The organism is Kribbella swartbergensis, from assembly GCF_054784135.1.
Genome location: NZ_BAAGPM010000017.1, coordinates 248,148 through 266,294 on the forward strand (window position 1 = coordinate 248,148; position 18,147 = coordinate 266,294).

The 18,147-nt window shown below is 69.3% G+C and carries 15 protein-coding genes and 1 pseudogene; 11 read left to right on the plus strand and 5 right to left on the minus strand.

What is annotated here, in order from left to right:
• The first annotated feature begins 41 nt into the window (after positions 1–41).
• From ACYVOK_RS13025 to aspS, 3 genes are read left to right on the plus strand one after another with little or no spacing between them, the layout of a single operon-like run.
• Complete coding sequence (locus ACYVOK_RS13025; protein ID WP_460662616.1) at positions 42–731, plus strand: MBL fold metallo-hydrolase; 690 nt, start codon at positions 42–44, stop codon at positions 729–731.
• Complete coding sequence (gene hisS, locus ACYVOK_RS13030; RefSeq protein ID WP_460662617.1) at positions 728–2,059, plus strand: histidine--tRNA ligase; 1,332 nt, start codon at positions 728–730, stop codon at positions 2,057–2,059. Before ACYVOK_RS13025 ends, hisS begins: the two co-directional genes overlap by 4 nt.
• A complete protein-coding gene (gene aspS / locus ACYVOK_RS13035; RefSeq protein ID WP_460662618.1) occupies positions 2,056–3,831 on the plus strand; it encodes an aspartate--tRNA ligase in 1,776 nt (591 codons plus the stop codon). The genes hisS and aspS overlap by 4 nt, the downstream gene beginning before the upstream one ends.
• 39 nt (positions 3,832–3,870) lie before the next feature.
• Here aspS and ACYVOK_RS13040 read toward each other — a convergent pair.
• Together ACYVOK_RS13040 and ACYVOK_RS13045 are read right to left on the minus strand one after the other, a co-directional pair.
• Positions 3,871–4,128, minus strand: a pseudogene (locus ACYVOK_RS13040) (methyltransferase domain-containing protein); the annotation flags it as partial.
• Complete coding sequence (locus tag ACYVOK_RS13045) at positions 4,115–5,455, minus strand: DUF2254 domain-containing protein (protein WP_460662619.1); 1,341 nt, start codon at positions 5,453–5,455, stop codon at positions 4,115–4,117. The gene ACYVOK_RS13045 and the pseudogene ACYVOK_RS13040, both read right to left, overlap by 14 nt.
• Positions 5,456–5,524: 69 nt before the next feature.
• On the opposite strand from ACYVOK_RS13045, the gene ACYVOK_RS13050 reads away from it, so the two are divergent.
• The 3 genes from ACYVOK_RS13050 (at position 5,525) to ACYVOK_RS13060 (ending at position 7,381) form a co-directional block, all read left to right on the plus strand.
• Positions 5,525–5,989: a helix-turn-helix transcriptional regulator gene (locus ACYVOK_RS13050; protein WP_460662620.1), complete on the plus strand. Its 465-nt coding sequence runs from the start codon at positions 5,525–5,527 to the stop codon at positions 5,987–5,989.
• On the plus strand, positions 5,986–6,429 hold the full coding sequence (locus ACYVOK_RS13055; protein ID WP_460662621.1) for a VOC family protein: 444 nt from the start codon (positions 5,986–5,988) through the stop codon (positions 6,427–6,429). Before ACYVOK_RS13050 ends, ACYVOK_RS13055 begins: the two co-directional genes overlap by 4 nt.
• Positions 6,430–6,832: 403 nt before the next feature.
• Positions 6,833–7,381, plus strand: a complete 549-nt coding sequence (locus tag ACYVOK_RS13060; RefSeq protein ID WP_460662622.1) for a GntR family transcriptional regulator — start codon at positions 6,833–6,835, stop codon at positions 7,379–7,381.
• 122 nt (positions 7,382–7,503) lie between these two features.
• Here the strand turns inward: ACYVOK_RS13060 and ACYVOK_RS13065 are convergent, their stop codons facing one another.
• On the minus strand, positions 7,504–8,112 hold the full coding sequence (locus tag ACYVOK_RS13065; protein WP_460662623.1) for a histidine phosphatase family protein: 609 nt from the start codon (positions 8,110–8,112) through the stop codon (positions 7,504–7,506).
• A 336-nt stretch (positions 8,113–8,448) separates the two neighbouring features.
• Between ACYVOK_RS13065 and ACYVOK_RS13070 the strand changes: the two genes are divergently transcribed.
• On the plus strand, positions 8,449–10,464 hold the full coding sequence (locus tag ACYVOK_RS13070) for a GxGYxYP domain-containing protein (RefSeq protein ID WP_460662624.1): 2,016 nt from the start codon (positions 8,449–8,451) through the stop codon (positions 10,462–10,464).
• 50 nt (positions 10,465–10,514) lie between these two features.
• On the opposite strand, the gene ACYVOK_RS13075 is transcribed toward ACYVOK_RS13070, so the two are convergent.
• The gene (locus ACYVOK_RS13075; protein ID WP_460662625.1) at positions 10,515–11,642 is read right to left on the minus strand and encodes a vanadium-dependent haloperoxidase; all 1,128 of its coding nucleotides are present in this window, start codon (positions 11,640–11,642) and stop codon (positions 10,515–10,517) included.
• A 241-nt stretch (positions 11,643–11,883) separates the two neighbouring features.
• Positions 11,884–12,483 carry an AMIN-like domain-containing (lipo)protein gene (locus tag ACYVOK_RS13080; RefSeq protein ID WP_460662626.1) on the minus strand — a complete coding sequence of 200 codons (600 nt, stop codon included), beginning with the start codon at positions 12,481–12,483 and terminating at the stop codon, positions 11,884–11,886.
• 103 nt (positions 12,484–12,586) lie between these two features.
• Between ACYVOK_RS13080 and ACYVOK_RS13085 the strand changes: the two genes are divergently transcribed.
• The 4 genes from ACYVOK_RS13085 to ACYVOK_RS13100 all read left to right on the plus strand — a co-directional run bounded on the left by ACYVOK_RS13085 (position 12,587) and on the right by ACYVOK_RS13100 (position 17,742).
• Positions 12,587–13,384, plus strand: coding sequence for a GNAT family N-acetyltransferase (locus ACYVOK_RS13085; protein ID WP_460662627.1), 798 nt, complete (start codon positions 12,587–12,589; stop codon positions 13,382–13,384).
• Between the two features lie 62 nt (positions 13,385–13,446).
• A complete protein-coding gene (gene secA2, locus ACYVOK_RS13090) occupies positions 13,447–15,981 on the plus strand; it encodes an accessory Sec system translocase SecA2 (protein ID WP_460662628.1) in 2,535 nt (844 codons plus the stop codon).
• Between the two features lie 73 nt (positions 15,982–16,054).
• Positions 16,055–17,422, plus strand: coding sequence for a replication-associated recombination protein A (locus ACYVOK_RS13095; protein WP_460662629.1), 1,368 nt, complete (start codon positions 16,055–16,057; stop codon positions 17,420–17,422).
• Positions 17,419–17,742: a nuclear transport factor 2 family protein gene (locus ACYVOK_RS13100; protein ID WP_460662630.1), complete on the plus strand. Its 324-nt coding sequence runs from the start codon at positions 17,419–17,421 to the stop codon at positions 17,740–17,742. Before ACYVOK_RS13095 ends, ACYVOK_RS13100 begins: the two co-directional genes overlap by 4 nt.
• Positions 17,743–18,147: the final 405 nt, after the last annotated feature.

The following is an 18,147-nucleotide window of genomic DNA, read 5'->3' on the forward strand; positions in this document are numbered from 1 at the left end:
GTAGCCTTGGGTGGTCCGGAACCGTTCCAGGAAGGTCTGTCGTGCTCATCGCCGGGTTCCCCGCGGGATCGTGGGGTACGAACTGCTACGTCGTCGCCACCGGCCAGGGCGCGGAATGCCTCGTCATCGACCCCGGCCAGGACGCGACCGCGGGCGTGGAGCAGGTGGTCCGGGAGAACAAGCTGAAGCCGGTCGCGGTGTTGCTCACCCACGGTCACATCGACCACATGTTCTCGGTGCTCCCGGTCTGCGGGACGTACGACGCGACGGCCTGGATCCACCCGGACGACCGGTACCTACTCAGCGACCCGATGGCCGGGATCAGCCCGGAGTCGGCGCGGATGCTGCTCGGCGGCACGCACGAGTTCGCCGAGCCCGACGACGTCGCCGAGCTGAAGGACGGCCTGAGCGTGGAGCTGGCCGGCCTGACCTTCACCGTCGACCACACCCCTGGGCACACCCGGGGCTCGGTCACGTTCACCACGCCGTACGACGGGCCGGAAGACGTGCCCGCAATCCTTTTCTCCGGTGACGTGTTGTTCGCCGGGTCGATCGGCCGGACGGATCTGCCAGGCGGCGACCATTCGGCCATGCTGCATACCCTGGCCACCAAGATCCTGCCGATGCGCGACGAGATCGTCGTCCTGCCGGGTCATGGTGGCCAGACCACGATCGGCCGGGAGAAGGCGACCAACCCCTATTTGCAGGACCTGGAGATACCAGAATCATGAGCAAGGTGACCCCGCTGAGTGGGTTCCCCGAATTCCTTCCGCAGGACCGGATCGTCGAGCTGGCGTTCCTCGACGTGATCCGGGAGACGTTCGAGCTGCACGGGTTCGCGTCGATCGAGACGCGCGCGGTGGAGCCGGTCGAGCGGCTGTCCAACCAGGGCGAGGACGCCGACAAGGAGATCTACGGCGTACGCCGGCTGGCCGCGGACAGCGACGAGGACGCCGCACTGGGTCTGCACTTCGACCTGACCGTGCCGTTCGCCCGTTACGTGCTCGAGCACAGCGGCAAGCTGGTGTTCCCGTTCCGCCGCTACCAGATCCAGAAGGTGTGGCGGGGCGAGCGCCCGCAGGAGGGCCGGTACCGCGAGTTCACCCAGGCGGACATCGACATCGTCGACAGCGGTGAGCTGCCGACGCACTACGAGGTCGAGCTGCCGCTGGTGATCGCGGACGCGCTCCGCAAGCTGCCGGTGCCCGAGTTCGTGATCAAGGTCAACAACCGCAAGATCCCGGAGGGGTTCTACCGCGGTCTCGGCCTGGACGACGTCACCACGGTGCTGCGGATCGTCGACAAGATCGACAAGATCGGCCCGGACAAGGTGATCGAGCGGCTGGTCGAGGCGGGTGCCACCGACAAGCAGGCAAAGCTCGCGGTGCAGTTGGCGGACATCTCCAGCACGGACACCTCGTTCGTGGAGAAGGTCCGGGCGCTGGGTGTGGAGCACGAGATCCTCGACGAGGGGCTCGAGCAGCTCAGCCAGGTGATGGCCGCGGCCGCCGAGCACGCGCCCGGGCTGCTGATGGCCGACCTGCGGATCGCGCGCGGCCTCGACTACTACACCGGCGCGGTCTACGAGATTTACCTGGTCGGCCAGGAGTCGTTCGGGTCGGTCGGTGGTGGCGGCCGGTACGACTCGCTCGCGTCCGACGGCAAGACGACGTACCCGGGTGTCGGGATCTCGATCGGTGTCTCGCGGCTGGTGCACCGGTTGGTCAGCCAGGGTCTGCTCAAGGGCTCCCGTCGTACGCCGACCGCCGTACTCGTGGCGCTCACCGCCGAAGAGGACCGGGCCGAGGCCATGCGGACCGCCGCTCAGCTACGCAGCCGGGGGATCCCGGTGGAGGTGGCACCGGCGGCGGCGAAGTTCGGGAAGCAGATCCGGTTCGCGGACCGGCGGGGCATCCCGTTCGTGTGGTTCAGCACCGAGGGCGGACCCGAGGTGAAGGACATCCGCAGCGGTGAGCAGGTGCCCGCCGATCCGGCCACCTGGACGCCGCCGGCGGCCGACGTACGACCCCAGATCGAAACCCCTCAGGAGAACTCGTGATCCGTACCCATTCCGCAGGCTCGTTGCGCGCAGAGCACACCGGGCAGACCGTCACCCTGGCCGGCTGGGTGGCGCGGCGGCGTGATCACGGCGGCGTGGCGTTCATCGACCTGCGCGACTCCAGCGGCACCGTGCAGGTGGTCATCCGGGACGAGGAGGTCGCGCACCCGCTGCGGGCCGAGTTCTGCCTGAAGGTCACCGGCGAGGTGAGCGCGCGGCCGGAGGGCAACGCGAACCCGAACCTGCCGACCGGCGAGATCGAGGTGATCGCGTCCCAGGTCGAGGTGCTGAACGAGGCCGCGCCGCTGCCGTTCCCGGTCGAGGAGCACCACGCGACCCCGGTGAACGAGGAGGTCCGGCTCAAGTACCGGTACCTCGACCTGCGCCGGCCGGGCCCGGGTGCGGCGATCCGGCTGCGCAGCGAGGTCAACAAGACGGCACGGGCCGTCCTCGCGCAGCACGATTTCGTCGAGATCGAGACGCCGACGCTGACCCGGTCGACGCCGGAGGGCGCCCGCGACTTCCTGGTGCCGGCCCGGCTGCAGCCCGGCTCGTGGTACGCGCTGCCGCAGTCGCCGCAGCTGTTCAAGCAGCTGCTGATGGTGGCCGGGATGGAACGGTACTACCAGATCGCCCGCTGCTACCGCGACGAGGACTTCCGCGCCGACCGGCAGCCGGAGTTCACCCAGCTCGACATCGAGATGAGCTTCGTCGACCAGGACGACGTGATCGCCCTGTCCGAGGAGATCCTGTCGGCGCTCTGGAAGCTCGTCGGGTACGACGTGCAGACCCCGATCCCGCGGATGACGTACGCCGAGGCGATGGCCCGGTTCGGCACCGACAAGCCGGATCTGCGGATGGGTCTCGAGCTGGTCGAGTGCACCGAGTACTTCAAGAACACGCCGTTCCGGGTGTTCCAGGCGCCGTACGTCGGCGCGGTCGTGATGCCGGGTGGAGCGGACCAGCCGCGCAAGCAGCTGGACGCGTGGCAGGAGTGGGCCAAGCAGCGCGGAGCGAAGGGCCTCGCGTACGTGCTGGTCGGCCAGGACGGCGAGCTGGGTGGCCCGGTCGCGAAGAACCTGTCCGAGGAAGAGCGCGCCGGGATCGCCGACCACGTCGGCGCCAAGCCCGGTGACTGCATCTTCTTCGCCGCCGGTCCGGTCAAGCCTTCGCGGGCGCTGCTCGGCGCGGCGCGGCTGGAGATCGGCCGTCGTGGCGGGCTGATCGACGAGTCGGCGTGGTCGTTCGTGTGGGTCGTCGACGCGCCGCTGTTCGAGCCGGCCGACGAGGCGACCGCCGCGGGTGACGTCGCGGTCGGTTCGGGTGCGTGGACCGCCGTACACCATGCCTTCACGTCGCCGAAGCCGGACTCGCTGGACACGTTCGACACCGATCCGGGCTCGGCGCTGGCGTACGCGTACGACATCGTCTGCAACGGCAACGAGATCGGCGGCGGGTCGATCCGTATCCACCGCGAGGACGTGCAGAAGCGCGTCTTCAAGGTGATGGGCCTGAGCGACGAGGAGGCGAGCGAGAAGTTCGGCTTCCTGCTGGAGGCGTTCAAGTACGGCGCTCCGCCGCACGGCGGGATCGCGTTCGGCTGGGACCGGATCACCGCGCTGCTGGCCGGGACCGAGTCGATCCGGGACGTGATCGCGTTCCCGAAGTCCGGCGGCGGGTTCGACCCGCTGACGTCCGCGCCGGCGCCGATCACGCCGGAACAGCGCAAGGAGGCCGGCGTCGACGCCACGCCGGAGAAGAAGGGCGAGTAGCCACTGCGCCGGCCGGACCCCCGACGGTCCGGCCGGCCGCACGTGGTGCGCGCAGGTCCGGAGCAGCCGCAGTCGCTCCTCCTCGTCGGCGACGTTGATCAGGTACGACATCATCAGGACGACGTCGAAGCGCCGCTCCAGCCGGAGGTCACCGATCGCCGAGCAGATCGTCTCCGTCTCGGGGATCCGGGCGACCATCTCCGGCGACTCGTCGACAGCGACCACCTGGTGGCCTAGGGCAAGTAACGGCCGACTCTCATCCCGGCAGCTTGGCCCACGGGTCTCAGCGGTCGCCAATCTTTCGGTCCGGACCGAAAGAAGCGGCGGGTGCGCCCAGTTCTCGAAGGACGCGGTCGGCGTGTTCCCGGACGGCGACGAAGTCGGCGGGCTGGACGATCGCGCGCTCGGCGTCCGCCATCAGCAGGTTGACCTGCTCGACCACGAGTCGCCGGCCGTTGCCGTCCCGGCAGAACTGCCCGGTGCTGTGCAGGATCCGGAGTTGCGCACGGACGACCCGCGGCTCGGCTTTGCCATAGCGCCGTACCTGACCACAAGCCAGGTCGAGGTAGTACTGGAGATCCCGGCCCGGTACGACGACCCGCAGTACGCCGGCCTGGTCACGCAGCAACTGGCTGCCGAGATCGCGTCCGGCCAGTGCGGCGAGGACCACGGACAGGTGCTCGATCGCCTGGATCGAGGTGTAGGGGTCGTTGATGGCGGCCGACAGCGCCTTGACCGCGATGTCCGCGAGTTGCCGGACGCCGAACGCGACGTCCTGCTCGGCGGTCCGCTCGAAACCGATCCGGATGGAGTCCCGCGCGGCCGTCGCGAGCCGGTCCAGCGCGGGCGGCGGACCAGGCGAGTCCTGCCACACCTGGACTAGCGCCGAGCCGGCGATGACATGTTCACCGACCATGCGCGTCACGGAGGCGGTCACCCCGGTGGCGGTGGCGGCGGCGAGCAAGGCCTCGGGGTGGATCGTCTGGATGTAGCCGGAGCGGTATGCGGGTATGTCGACAGCCCACCCGGGAGGCACCGGGCGGGGCTCGGTGGTCACGCCGACGGTCGGCAGGTCGCGGTCGATGACGTGGAGCGTGGTGCGCTCGACCTTGCGCATGACCTCGTCGATCTGGATCGAATGGGTCAGGTGGTGGACGAAGAACACCAGCATCAGCAGGCTGACGAACAGCAGCACCAGTGCGACGGTGACGGCGAGCCGCGGGTACTCGTCGGTCCGCTGACCGGCCTTCACGCCGACCGTGTACAGGCCGGCGCTGCTGTACACGAACGTCGCGACGAAGATGCTCAACACGAACTGGTTGACCCGGTCGCGGAGGAAGTTGCGCAGCAGCCGGGGGGAGAATTGGGTCGAGGCGAGCTGAAGCGCCACGACGGTGAGGCCGAGCACCAGGGCGATCACGGTCGCCATCGTGCTGGTGACCGCGATGAGCAGGGTGCGGGCGTCGTCCGCGGTCCCCTGGAACAGGAAGCGGTCCCGCCACGAGCCCGGTGCCACCTCGACGAACGACAGGCCCGACCCCGCGATCAGCGCGAGCACCACCGCCAGCGACGGCATCGCCCAGAGGGCTCCGCGCAGGTACTCGGTCGCCGCATCCCGCCGCACGCTGAACCTCCCTCCCTGTGGTCAGGGTCGCGCCCGGCCCGGCGCCGGTCAACGGTCTAGGCTCGGAGGGTGGCGGGAAGCGTACCGGTGGAGTTGCTGGTGCATCTGCGGCGAGCGCGTGACGTTGCTGATCGCAACTATGCGGAGCCGCTGGACCTGGCTGGGCTGGCGGCGGCGGCCGGCGTGTCGAAGTACCACTTCCTGCGGTGCTTCGCGGCGGAGTACGGCGAGACGCCGATGCAGTACGTGACCCGGCGGCGGATCGAGCGGGCCACCGACCTGCTGCGGGCGACGAACCTGACCGTCACCGAGGTGTGCGGGCTGGTCGGGTACAGCAGCCTCGGGTCGTTCTCGCAGCGGTTCACCGAACTGGTCGGGATGAGTCCGTCGGAATACCAGCGCACCCAGACGGGCGCGCGGATCCCCGGGTGCTTCGTGTTCATGCTCGGGCTGAACTCAGCAATTCCGGAGAAGCCGGCCGAGCCGTCCGCGGCCTACCGTCGTACCGACGACGACATATTGGAGGGGTCATGATCACCAACGTCAGCCTGGTCACCGTTTACGTCAGCGACATCGACGAGGCCAAGGCGTTCTACACCGACAAGCTGGGGTTCGTGCTGAAGGAGGACATCAACCTCGGCGACTTCCGCTGGTGCACCGTGTACCAGGCCGACCACCCCGAACTGCGGCTCGCGCTGATGCTGCCCGGCCCGCCGCTGGACGAGGAGGCCGCGGACGTGATCCGGCGCAGCCTGGCGAAGGGCTCGATGCACGGCTTCGGCATCGCCACCGACGACTGCCGCAAGACCTTCCAGGAACTGGTCGCCAAGGGCGTCGACTACATCCAGGAGCCGTCCGACCGCCCGTACGGCGTCGAGGCCGTCCTGAGAGACAACTCCGGCAACTGGCTCGTCCTGGTCGAGGAAAGGCCGTACAGCCCAGAAGACTTCGCCGGAGCCGAGGACTTGGCTTGACCCAAGGACGCGTGGCCTGAGCCGACGGCACGGTTCGGCTCAGGCGACGGGCTCGCTCATGGGTCGCGTATCCGTGGAGCTTGCGGTTGGGGGAGCTGAGGTTCGGCGAGGGTCGCGGTCAGGCGGTCGCGTATCCGTGGAGCTTGCGGTTGGGGGAGCTGAGGTTCGGCGAGGGTCGCGGTCAGGCGGTCGCGTATCCGTGGAGCTTGCGGTTGGGGAAGCTGAGGTTCGGCGAGGGTCGCGGTCAGGCGGTCGCGTATCCGTGGAGCTTGCCGTTGGGGATGCCGAGGTACGGCGAGCGTCGCGACGATGCCGGCGTGGTTGATCCTGCAGTCCCGCGCGGCACGTCACCGAAGGGTCACGGTGGTTGTTCGCCGACCCGCTGGTCCGGCATGGTGACCGGATGGACATCACGGTCGATCCGGTCGGGATCACGCCGCCGTACGAGCAGGTGCGGGCGCAGATCGAGGCGTTGATCCGGGCCGGCGAACTCGCCAAGGGGACGCGCCTGCCGACGGTCCGGCAACTGTCGCTGGACCTCGGGCTCGCGGTCAACACGGTGGCGCGCGCCTACAAGGAACTGGAGGCCGACCGGCTGGTCGAGACCCGCGGCCGGAACGGGACGTTCGTCCTCGCATCACGCAGCACAGGTCGACGACGAGGCCACCCGGCAAGCCGCCGTCACCCTGGCCCGAACCGCCCGCCGCGCCGGCCTCAGCCTCCCCGAAGCCACCGAAATCCTCCGCCAAGCCTGGTAACTACGGCCCGCCCACGCGTGCTACGCAGCCACTCCTCGTCGCTCCGCTCCTCGTCCCGCCCGCTACGCCCGCTCCCACCCACCCCCCGGCTGACGCCGGTATTTCCCTTGCCGGCTACCGCCGGCCATTGCGGGCTATCGCCGCAATCAACCGCCGCGCCTGCTCGGATGAGTGAGCCGGAGCGCAAGCAGTAGGTGCGCTCCCAGCATGGTCAACCGCGCCACAGCAGCGTCAGAGTCGTGTCAGACGGGACGCTGAGTGGTGCAGCCTGAGCCTTCTCTGCACTTCGAGATCGAACGCTGGGCCCGTGGCTCGTTCAGAACACGTCGTCGAGCACTTGGATGCCGCAGTGTTCGGTGCCCGCGTGGCCGGTGAGAGCTTGGATCACCATGTCGTGGCAGACGGCGATGAAGGGCTCGGCGTGGCCGGTGGCTTGTCTCCGTAGTGCGCCGAGTGCTCGGTTGCGTAGGCAGGTGAGGGGTTCCCAGCGGCGGGTCTCTCCAGCCGGCCACTCGCCTTGGCATTGTTCGAAGTCGCGGCTGAGGGCTTGGACGTCGCTGAATGATCGCCAGGACAGCGTGGAGTCCGGCAGCCATTCGCGGAGGTCGAATTCGACGGCCGTGAGCGGGAGGCGGGCCTCTGCAGCGATGAGACTCGCTGTTTGGAGTGCCCGTGTCATTGGCGAGGACACGACGCGGCGGGCCCCCACATGTCTGAGCTCTTGGCCGGCGGCCTTGGCCTGCTCGATGCCTTTCGCTGTGAGTGGCGCCAGGTCGCGGATGGGACCCCACCAGCCTTCCGCCTCGATCTGGGTGCCGTCGGGTTCGCCGTGGCGAACGAGGAAGACGCTGGGCATGCCTGCATTGATACCGCACGTCGACGCGTCGGCAGCCCTGGTCTTTTGAAAATGTTCCGGTTCGCCCATACGACCAGCCGAGACGGCGACGCGGTCGATTGCGGCGACAAGCCCGCAAATGGCCGGCGGTAGCCGGCAAGGGAAGTACCGGCGATTAGCCGGGGGGTGGGTGGGAGCGGGCGTAGCGGGCGGGACGAGGAGCGGAGCGACGAGGACTGGCTGCGTAGCACGCGTGGGCTTATCCGCCGCCCGCTCCCACCCCTGTCTGTCACCAACAACCCCCGCCTCTCGGAAACGATTCCAATTTTTTCGGTCAACGTTGTAACGAGCTATGTACACGCTCTCTCGGCGTTGCTAATGTCCCCGCTGATTTGACATCGATGTCAACGACAGGGGAGTGGTCCGATGGTCTCGAGACGAACGTTCCTGGCGGGCAGTGGTGCGGTGACGGTGGGTGGGTTCGGGGTCTTCCAGGCCCTGCCCGCGGCCGCGGCCGACAACGCTGCCAATGCTCCGGCCGGTGCCGCCCGGCTGCTGCCCGGCTTCGGTCGGCCGGAGCGCCTGCACTACGGCGATGTCAGCAAGCTCAGCGGCGGGGATCAGACGCTGCTGACCACCTTGCAGGGCATCGTCAACCGCACCAAGCCCGAGCTCTACTTCCTCTACGCACCCGGTACGCCGAACGGTCCCGACGCCAAGTGGCTGAAGGACATGCGGCTGCCGACTGTGCGATACGACAACCCGCTCGACCTGGTGGCCAAGTTCCGGCACCGCATCCGGGGCGCGATCGTCCACGACCCCGCCGTACCTGACTCGCTCAACATCGCCACGACCCTGGCCGGTCTGGAAAACGCGGTCGTCGCGGATGCCGAGCAGGCCAAGGCGCACGGTCTGCGGATCCTGAAGGACCTGCGCGGTGTCTTCGACGACGACCGGGTGAAGACCTACCGCTGGCAGTTGGACAATCTGTTCCCGCGCTGCAACCAGAAGCTGCTCACCGGCCTCCCGCCGACGATGGTGGTGCAGGCCGAGAACGTGCAGTGGCAGGAGATCGCCCGCGAGACCCGGCAGCTCCGCGACTCCTCGAACCGCGGCACCTACGACCTTGACGTCTCGGCCAAGCTCGGCAAGGAGGCGGTGTACGTCCGGTTCGGCGACTCGTTCGGCGACGACGGCTGGGGTGCGTCGGTTCTGTCGGTGTCGGTCAAGGCCAACGGCACCGAGATCGCCCGGTTCCTGCCGGACACACCGGAGGAGGCGCCGTACCTGTTCGAGGGTGCGAACTCGTCGATCGGTGGCGAGGGCAACCGGTTCGCCGACGGCGGGAACTACTGGATCTACCGGTTCGCCCCGCCGGCCGGGACGACCAGCCTGGTCGTGACGGTCGAGATGTGGAACCAGTACCTGGTCACCGCCACCGACACCGCGCCGACCCGGATCGAGCCGTTCCCGTACTTCCGCGACTACGTGGTGGCCAGCAAGGCCCTGGTGAGCTGGCTGCCCCCGAACGGCCCGACCGGCGAACTCCTGACCGAGCACTTCGGCAAGGTCGGCCCGACGGTGCCGTACGCCGGCTGGTTCTCCAACGACGTCGCCGGCGAGTGGAGCGGCGTCGACCTGGCGTCCCAGGGCGGTTCGCCGGTGATCCCCGCGGACTTCTACATGAACGGCACGGTGCATTCCGGGTTCACCGCGCCGATCTCGGAGAAGGTACGGCGGGTACGGCGCCTGGAGCCGAAGAACAAGGTCTACGTCACGCTGACCTTCGGCGAGGGCGACAACGTGCAGTACTGCCAGCGGCGGATGCGCGACATGTGGGACGACCCGCGGCGCGGCGAGGCGATGGTCAACTGGACGATCAGCCCGTTGCTCGCCGAGATCGGGCCGGGCCTGTTCAGCTACTACCAGCGGACCGCGACGGCCAACGACCTGCTGATCTGCGGACCGTCCGGCGCCGGTTACACCTACCCCGGCTCGTGGCCGGCCGACCAGTTGCCCGCGTACCTCAAGCTGTCCGGCGAGTTCATGCGCCGTACGGGCCTGGACCTCGTCTACGCCTACAACCACCGGAACGAGAACGGCTGGGTCGCGTTCCCGGAGGAGATCGCGCAGGGGTACGCCGACCACACCCCGCTGAAGGGCATCATCCAGTCCTGGGAGGGCGGTGATCTCCTGGTACGGCGAGGCGGCCTGCCGATCATCGGGAACTTCGGCGCACCCGGGAAAGCCGCCGAGTACAAGGCCGCCCTGGACAGGCACATCGCGGACTGGGACGGCGCGAGCCCGCGCTTCATCGCCTGCGGTATCAACGCCTGGGGCTGGACGCCGTCCGACATCGCCGACCTGGCGCCGTTGCTGACGGATCCGTACGAACTGGTCCTCGGCGACACCTTCTTCGACCTGCTGAATCGCGTTCTGTAGCGAGCCTTGCTCCGGCGGGCGGACCGCCCGTCGCCCGCCGGAGCATGGGTTCACTGGAACAGCGTGTCGGCGTTGCGCAGGGCGTGGGCCGCGACCTGCTTGCCCAGGGTCACTCCGACGGTGTTCGCCGTACGGGTGTGGATGCCGGACCAGACCCGGGCGTCGACGTTCTCCAGGGTCAGTTGGCGCCAGTCGCCGTACGTGCGGGTCACGCCTGGTGCTGACGGGCTCCCGATCGTGTACGCCTTGGCGGTGCGCGCCCCGACCAGAGTGGTCAGCACCTGCTCGGCTGCACCGGAGTACGTGTTGTGCCCGCTCGGGTAGTCCGGGTGAGCCGGAGTGTTGTGCAGCGGCGTCCAGTCCGGGTCGGTGGTCGCACGAAGTGCAGTCACCGGACGCCAACGTTGGTAGGCGTACTTGGTGTCAGAGGTGGCGATCTGCGTGTCCACCGTGGCCACGTGGAACAGCGCGACCAACTTGGCCCGCTCGGACAGTGGTCGCACCGCGGTTTCTGCCAGCGCCACCCGCAGCGGAGCGGTGTAGAGCACGTACGACGACCCGAGCCAGAAGGTGGCTGTGTCGGTCTGGGCCTGGGTGCGGGTGCTGCTGTTGAGGGCGCCGTCGGCGCGGACCTCGGCCAGATCTCGGTTGTACTTCGGTGAGCCCAGAGCGGGCGGTGGAGCCGGCCGGAACTGGCCGGCAGTCTTCAGCAGGAACGGCTTTGCCAAGCGGTTCCCGTACTGCGTTGCAGGGCTGTAGGCCGGCGGTGTGGGCCGCCAGACACCAGGGTCGGGCGAGGACGGGGTGAATGGCGCGTTCACCGAGGCGGGATCCAATCCGTCGTTGGCGCGGGAGGCCAGGACTGCCTTTGCCTGTTGGCGTCCCGCGGTCAGACCGGCGGTCTCGGCATCGCCGTCCGCGATGCGCGCCAGTGTGGTGGCCAGCGACTGATCCAGTTCGGTCTTGCGAGCCGGGATGAGGGTGACCAGGGTCTCGTGGACCGCGCCGGCCAGAGCCGCTTCCTGATATGGCGCCGAGCCGGCCGAGGACCGCAGGAGGGCGCGACTGGCGGCAAGCCAGCCGATCGCCCAGGTGCGGTTGTTGGTCACCTGTGTCGGCGCACCGGCAGCGGTGATGGTGTCAGCGGTGACGTCGTACCACTCGAGTGCGACATCCACCCGCTGTTGGGTAGTGGTCGTCGAGGCAGCCGTGGGCACAGCGAGTGCGGCGGACAGGGCGAGGGCGGGTGCGAGCCCCAGGACAAGGGGTCTGCGTAAGGTCTTCACCCCAGGATGGTGACAGTTCGCAACGGGTTGTCACCGGGTGTATTACTACCTGGACACTAGACATTGAAGGTCACTGACCTGCGGTAGGGCGGTCGCCCGGCGGGGGAGCCGGGCGACCGCGGGGTGGGGATCGTCACCAACGGTGGGCGACGTCGACGACCAGGCGCGAGTTCGAGCCCGGTCCCGCGAGGGTGAAGACGCGGAACGGCAGCCGGGCGCGGACGCCGAGGCCGATGGTGGTCTGGCCCTCGAAGCTTCCGGCGTACGCGACCTGGCGGAAGGTGCTGTAGCCGGAGACGTTGGACAGCTCACGCTTGTTCGCGGGCCGGTACGTCGGCCGGCCGGCCGAGTCGTACGCCGGAGCGCGGACGATGACCTGCAACTTGGCGCCGCCGCGGAGCGGAACCACGAAGCCGGAGCCGTCCTGGGTGACGTTGGTGACGTAGCGGACGTCGTACCCGGGAGCGCGTCCGCGGATGTCGACGACGAGCCGGTCGAAGCAGGCGTGCCTGCCGGTGCGAACGTCCGTCACCGGCGCCTGCGTCATCCGGCTGTTTGCCTCAGGCAACGAGCCCCAGCCGGTCGGGCAGGCGGTGGCGGCCGATGCCGTCGAGGCGGTGCGGGGGGCGGAGGTGGACCCGGCCACGGCCGGGGCGGCGATCGCGGCGGCCGGGACCGCCATGACGGCGAGGGCGGCGACGATCGTCTTGCGGGTGATGCGGTGGATGAACATGATGTCCCCCCTTTCAGGAACACTGACTTGGACGACACCAGTGGCGGACTGGTTTGCCTTTTATTCCGGTGATTTCTGGTAGCCACTCGGGCACGATGTGCAGATGACCCCTGACGAACTGCTCGAGGTGTTCCACCGCCGGATCCGGCTGCCCGACGCCGACACCATCCCCGGCTGGAAGACCGAACACGACGGCCCGGTGCATCGCTCCTACGTCGAGGGACCGGACGGTGCCGGATTCGTCGAGACGCCGCGCGGGCTGGGCGACGACGCGGACGCGGTGATCGCCCGAGAGGTCGCCTTCTTCCGCGACCGCGGGCTGCCGTTCGAGTGGAAGACCTACGCGTACGACGAGCCGGCCGACCTCGGTGAGCGGCTGGTCCGGGCGGGGTTCACCGCGGGGGAGCCGGAGACGCTGATCCTCGGCGAGGTCGACGCTGTGCTCGCGCGGCCGTCCGCGCTGCCGTCGAAGGTGCGGTTGCGGGAGGCCGACGGCCCGGCCGACTTCCAGCGGATCGCCGTACTGATGGACACGCTGTGGCACAACGGGCTGGAGCGGATCGAGGAGCGGCTGGCGGCCGAGGCGCGGATGTTCCCGGACCGGTTGTCGGTGTTCCTGGTCGAGGACGCGCTGAAGGGTCCGGACGGGCCGGCGCTGACCGCCGCCTGGGTGCGGTTCCACCCGGGGACCGGGTTCGCCAGCCTGTGGGGTGGCGGGACGCTGCCGGAGTGGCGGCGGCAGGGGCTGTACAGCGCGGTGCTGGCGCATCGGGCCCGGCTCGCGAAGGAACGCGGGTACGAGTATCTCCGGGTGGACGCCTCCGAGGACTCCCGCCCGATTCTGCAGAAGTTGGGGCTCCACGCGGTCACGACCACGACGCCGTACGAGTGGACGCCGTGAGACCCAGGGACACGCTGACCTGATGCACGGAACGACTCCGTGAGGCTGTACGTTGCGGAAGCATGGCCCTGAAGATCGCGTCTCGTTTCCGCCGGCTGCTGCAGCGCCCCGGTTCGATCGACCTCGGCCCGTACGAGCGGCTCACCCAGCTGGTCGGCGAGGCGGAGGAGTCGGTCCTGACCCTGACCGACGAAGAGCTCACCGAGGCGGTCGCCGAGCTACGCACCACCGGCGGCCTGCACGAGGACGATCAGATCGAGTTCCTCGCGCTCGCCCGGGAGGCGGGCCGGCGGGCGATCGGCGAGCGTGCCTTCGACGGCCAGGTCGTCGGCGCGCTGGCGATGCTGCAGGGCCGGATCGTGGAGATGGCCACCGGTGAGGGCAAGACGCTCGCCGGGGCGTTCGCCGCGGCCGGTTACGCGATCGGCGGCCGCAGGGTCCAGGTCCTCGCGGTCAACGACTACCTGGCCCGCCGCGACGCCGAGTGGATGGGCCCCGTCTACGAGTTGCTCGGCGTCTCCGTGTCGCACGTCGGCCAGGCGTCCACGCCGGAGGAACGACGTACGGCGTACCAGGCCGAGGTCTGCTACGTGCCGGTGAGCGAGGTCGGGTTCGACGTACTGCGGGACCGGCTCGTCACCGACGTGGCCGACCGGGTCACGGTGGAGCCGGACGTGGCGCTGGTGGACGAGGCCGATTCGGTGCTGATCGACGAGGCCCGGGTGCCGCTGGTGCTGGCCGGTGCGACCCGGTCCGAGGCGCTGGACGACGACGTGGTCCAGCTGGTCCGGACGCTGCGGGCCGGAGTCGACTACGAGATCGACGGCGACGGCCGGACCGTCGCGCTGACCGACAAGGGCACCGACAAGGTCGAGGAAGCCCTCGGCGGCATCAACCTGTACGAGGACGACCACCTCGACCGGCTGACCCAGATCAACGTCGCCCTGCACGCCGAGGTGCTGCTGCGCAAGGACGTCGACTACCTGGTCCGCGACGGCAAGGTCAGCCTGATCAACAACAACCGCGGCCGGATCGCCAAACTGCAGCGCTGGCCCGACGGCCTGCAGGCCGCGGTCGAGGCGAAGGAAGCGGTGCCGGTCAGCGACTCCGGCGAGGTGCTCGACAGCATCACCGTGCAGGCGCTGATCAAGCAGTACAAGACGCTGTGCGGCATGACCGGTACGGCGGTCGTCGTCGGCGAGTCGCTGCAGGAGTTCTACGACGTCGAGGTGGCCGTCGTACCGCCGAACAAGCCGAACATCCGGATCGACGAGCCGGACCGGCTGTACCTGACCGTCGAACAGAAGAACGCCGCGCTGGTCGAGCACGTCGCCGAGGTGCACGAGACCGGCCGGCCGATCCTGATCGGGACCCACAGCGTCGAGGAGTCGGAGCAGCTCAGCGACCGGCTCGAGGAGGCCGGGATCCCGCACGTCGTACTGAACGCGAAGAACGACGCCGAGGAGGCCGCGATCATCGCCGAAGCCGGTGTGCCGGGGACGGTGACCGTGTCGACGCAGATGGCCGGTCGCGGTACGGACATCCGGCTCGGTGGGCGCGACGAGTCCCACGACAAGGAGAAGGCCATCGAGCTCGGCGGCCTCTACGTGATCGGGACGGGTCTGCACGCCTCGCGGCGGCTCGACGACCAGTTGCGTGGCCGCGCCGGACGCCAGGGCGACCCGGGTGGGTCGCTGTTCTTCGCCAGCCTCGGCGACGAGCTGGTCACCCGGTACTCCGTCTCGTCGGGGCTGCGGCCGCACCCGGACGAGACCGGCCGGCTCACCGACCGGAAGTCGCTCGGCGTCCTCGAACACGCCCAGCGGGTCGCGGACGGTGCCAACGCGGAGCTGCACCGGACCACCTGGCAATACCACCGCCTGACCGGTCAGCAGCGGGCGATCCTGCTCGACACCCGCGAGAAGGTGCTGACCGAGGACCTGGCCGCCGAGCAGCTGGCCGAGAAGGCCAAGGAGCGGTACGACGAACTGGTCGAGGAGCTCGGCGAGGACGTGGTGAAGGACGCCGCCCGGCGGATCGCGCTGCACCACCTCGACCGGCGCTGGACCGACCACCTGGCGTACCTGGCGGATCTGCGCGAGGGCATCCACCTGCGCTCGCTGGCCGGCGGCATCGTGCACCTCAAGCCGATCGACGAGTTCAACAAGTCCGCGATCGCGTCCTTCGACACCCTGATCGACGACGCGTGGAAGGACGCGGTCGAGACGTTCAAGACCGCCGAGATCACCGCGGACGGCCTGGACGAGGAGGCCAGCGGGGTGCCGCGGCCGACGGCGACCTGGACCTACCTGGTCAACGACAACCCGTTCGGCACCGAGGCCGACCGGATCCTCGGCCGCCTCCGCAGCGCCATCAAACCGGAGTCCGGCGCCCAGTCCGAGGAGATCCCACCCGAGCAATTCGACCAGGACGACCTCCCCGACGAACTCCGCGACCTGGACGACGAAGACCTCCCAGAAGAACTCCGCGCCCTCGACGACGACCTCCCCGAGGAACTCCGCGACGCGGACGACGAGGACCTCCCGGAAGAGCTCCGACACGCAGACGACGAGGACGACCCTGACCGCAAGAAGTGACAGCCGTCCCCTGGGGGCCGCACTCGGCGGGCGTGCGCGGGGGAGTGTCGGTGGGGGTGGTTAGGCTGCTGGTGTGAGTGACGGGTTGTTCGAGATTCCGGGGGCTGCGGCGCCTGCTCGGGGTGGCGGGAGTCTGGCGGATGTCGACCACACGGCGGCTCCGCTGGCCGTGCGGATGCGGCCGCGGAGTCTGGACGAGTTGGTCGGTCAGCAGCACCTGCTCGCCCCGGGCTCACCACTGCGGCGGCTGGTCGAGGGAGACCAGCCGATGTCGTTGCTCCTGTGGGGACCTCCCGGCACCGGCAAAACCACGATCGCGGCAGTGGTTTCTCACCAGACCAACCGGCGGTTCGTCGAGCTGTCGGCCGTGACCGCCGGCGTCAAGGACGTGCGGCAGGTGATCGACGCCGCCCGGCGGGACCTGTCCCGGGCGACCGGTGCGGTCGAGACCGTGCTGTTCATCGACGAGGTGCACCGCTTCACCAAGGCCCAGCAGGACGCCCTGCTCCCGGGCGTGGAGAACCGCTGGGTCACCCTCGTGGCGGCGACCACCGAGAACCCGTTCTTCTCGGTCATCTCGCCACTCCTGTCCCGCAGCCTCCTGCTCACGCTCGAATCGCTCACCGACGACGACATCGCCGTACTGCTGGATCGGGCACTCACCGACGAGCGCGGGCTGAACGGCGAGTTCGAGCTCGCGGACGACGCGCGCGACCACCTGCTCCGGATGGCCGGGGGTGACGCCCGGCGGGCACTGACCTACCTGGAAGCCGCCGCCGGTGGCGCCCGGGCCAAGGAAGCCCGGGTCATCGACCTGAAGACGCTCGAGACCGCGGTCGACCGGGCGGCCGTGCGGTACGACCGGGCCGGGGATCAGCACTACGACGTGGCGTCGGCGCTGATCAAGTCGATCAGGGGTTCGGACGTGGACGCCGCGATGCACTACCTGGCCCGGATGATCGAGGCCGGCGAGGACCCGCGGTTCATCGCCCGGCGGCTGGTGATCTCGGCGAGCGAGGACATCGGCATGGGCGACCCGACCGCGCTCGGCGTCGCGGTGGCGGCGGCCGAGGCGGTGCAGCTGATCGGCATGCCGGAGGCCCGGATCAACCTGGCCCAGGCGGTCGTCGCGCTCGCGCTGGCGCCGAAGTCCAACGCGGTGATCATGGCGATCGACAGTGCCATCGCCGACGTCAAAGCCGGCAAGGTCGGTCCGGTGCCACCCCATCTGCGCGACGCGCACTACGCCGGCGCCAAGAAGCTCGGGCACGGAGCGTCGTACCAGTACTCCCACAACGACCCCCGGGGCGTCGTCCCGCAGCAGTACGCCCCGGACGTGGTCGACGGCACCGACTACTACAAGCCGACCCGCCGCGGTGGCGAGGCCGCGTACGCCGATCGCGTCGCCGCCATCCGCAAGATCCTTCGAGGCCGCACATGACCCGAACGAAAGAGCATGTGGACGCCTTCAACGAAGCAGTCACCACCGGCGACTGGGACGCGTTCGCCCAGCGCTTCGCCGAGGACGCGCAGCTGATCTTCATCGGCATCCCGGTCGGGCCGTTCGAGGGCCGCCCCGCGATCGCCGCCGCCTACCGGGCCGACCCACCCGACGAAACGATGACGCTGGTCTCCACCGAGCCGTCCGGGCCGGCGACCGACATCGTTCGCTTCCGCTGGGCGGGTGGCGGCACCGGCACGATGCACCTCACCTGGGCACCCGACGGCGCGGTCCGGACACTCACGGTCAGCTTCGACTGAGTACGGCGGGGGCCTGCCTTGAGCCGTGGGGGCGAGTCGGTAGGCTTCCAGTCGGCCTGGGGGTGAAAGGTTCGGAGTATTGAGGCAGTTCAACCCGCCCCCCGGATGGCCGGAACCGCCGAACGCGCGCTGGCGGCCACCGAAAAACTGGAAACCTGAACGCTCCTGGCCGAAACCTCCGGCCGGCTGGGCCTTCTGGGTCGACGAGAACGGGCAACCGGTTCGTGGACCCCTCGGCCGGTACGGCGGGCCACCGGTGCTCAAGCTGGCCGCGTTGGCAGCGGTCGTGCTCGCGCTCGCCGGCCTGCTGATCGCCGTACCGTTCAATGCCCACGAGTCCGCGACCACCACACCGCCCGTGACGGGATCCCAGGACACCACCCCGTCCGAGACGACCGAGCCCTC

Bases quoted from the DNA above. Each gene is read 5' to 3' on its own strand.
- hisS (WP_460662617.1), top strand. From the start codon at position 728: ATGAGCAAGGTGACCCCGCTGAGTGGGTTCCCCGAATTCCTTCCGCAG.
- ACYVOK_RS13055 (WP_460662621.1), top strand. From the start codon at position 5,986: ATGATCACCAACGTCAGCCTGGTCACCGTTTACGTCAGCGACATCGAC.
- ACYVOK_RS13060 (WP_460662622.1), top strand. From the start codon at position 6,833: ATGGACATCACGGTCGATCCGGTCGGGATCACGCCGCCGTACGAGCAG.
- ACYVOK_RS13065 (WP_460662623.1), bottom strand. From the start codon at position 8,112: ATGGGCGAACCGGAACATTTTCAAAAGACCAGGGCTGCCGACGCGTCG.
- ACYVOK_RS13070 (WP_460662624.1), top strand. From the start codon at position 8,449: ATGGTCTCGAGACGAACGTTCCTGGCGGGCAGTGGTGCGGTGACGGTG.
- ACYVOK_RS13080 (WP_460662626.1), bottom strand. From the start codon at position 12,483: ATGTTCATCCACCGCATCACCCGCAAGACGATCGTCGCCGCCCTCGCC.
- ACYVOK_RS13085 (WP_460662627.1), top strand. From the start codon at position 12,587: ATGACCCCTGACGAACTGCTCGAGGTGTTCCACCGCCGGATCCGGCTG.
- secA2 (WP_460662628.1), top strand. From the start codon at position 13,447: ATGGCCCTGAAGATCGCGTCTCGTTTCCGCCGGCTGCTGCAGCGCCCC.
- ACYVOK_RS13100 (WP_460662630.1), top strand. From the start codon at position 17,419: ATGACCCGAACGAAAGAGCATGTGGACGCCTTCAACGAAGCAGTCACC.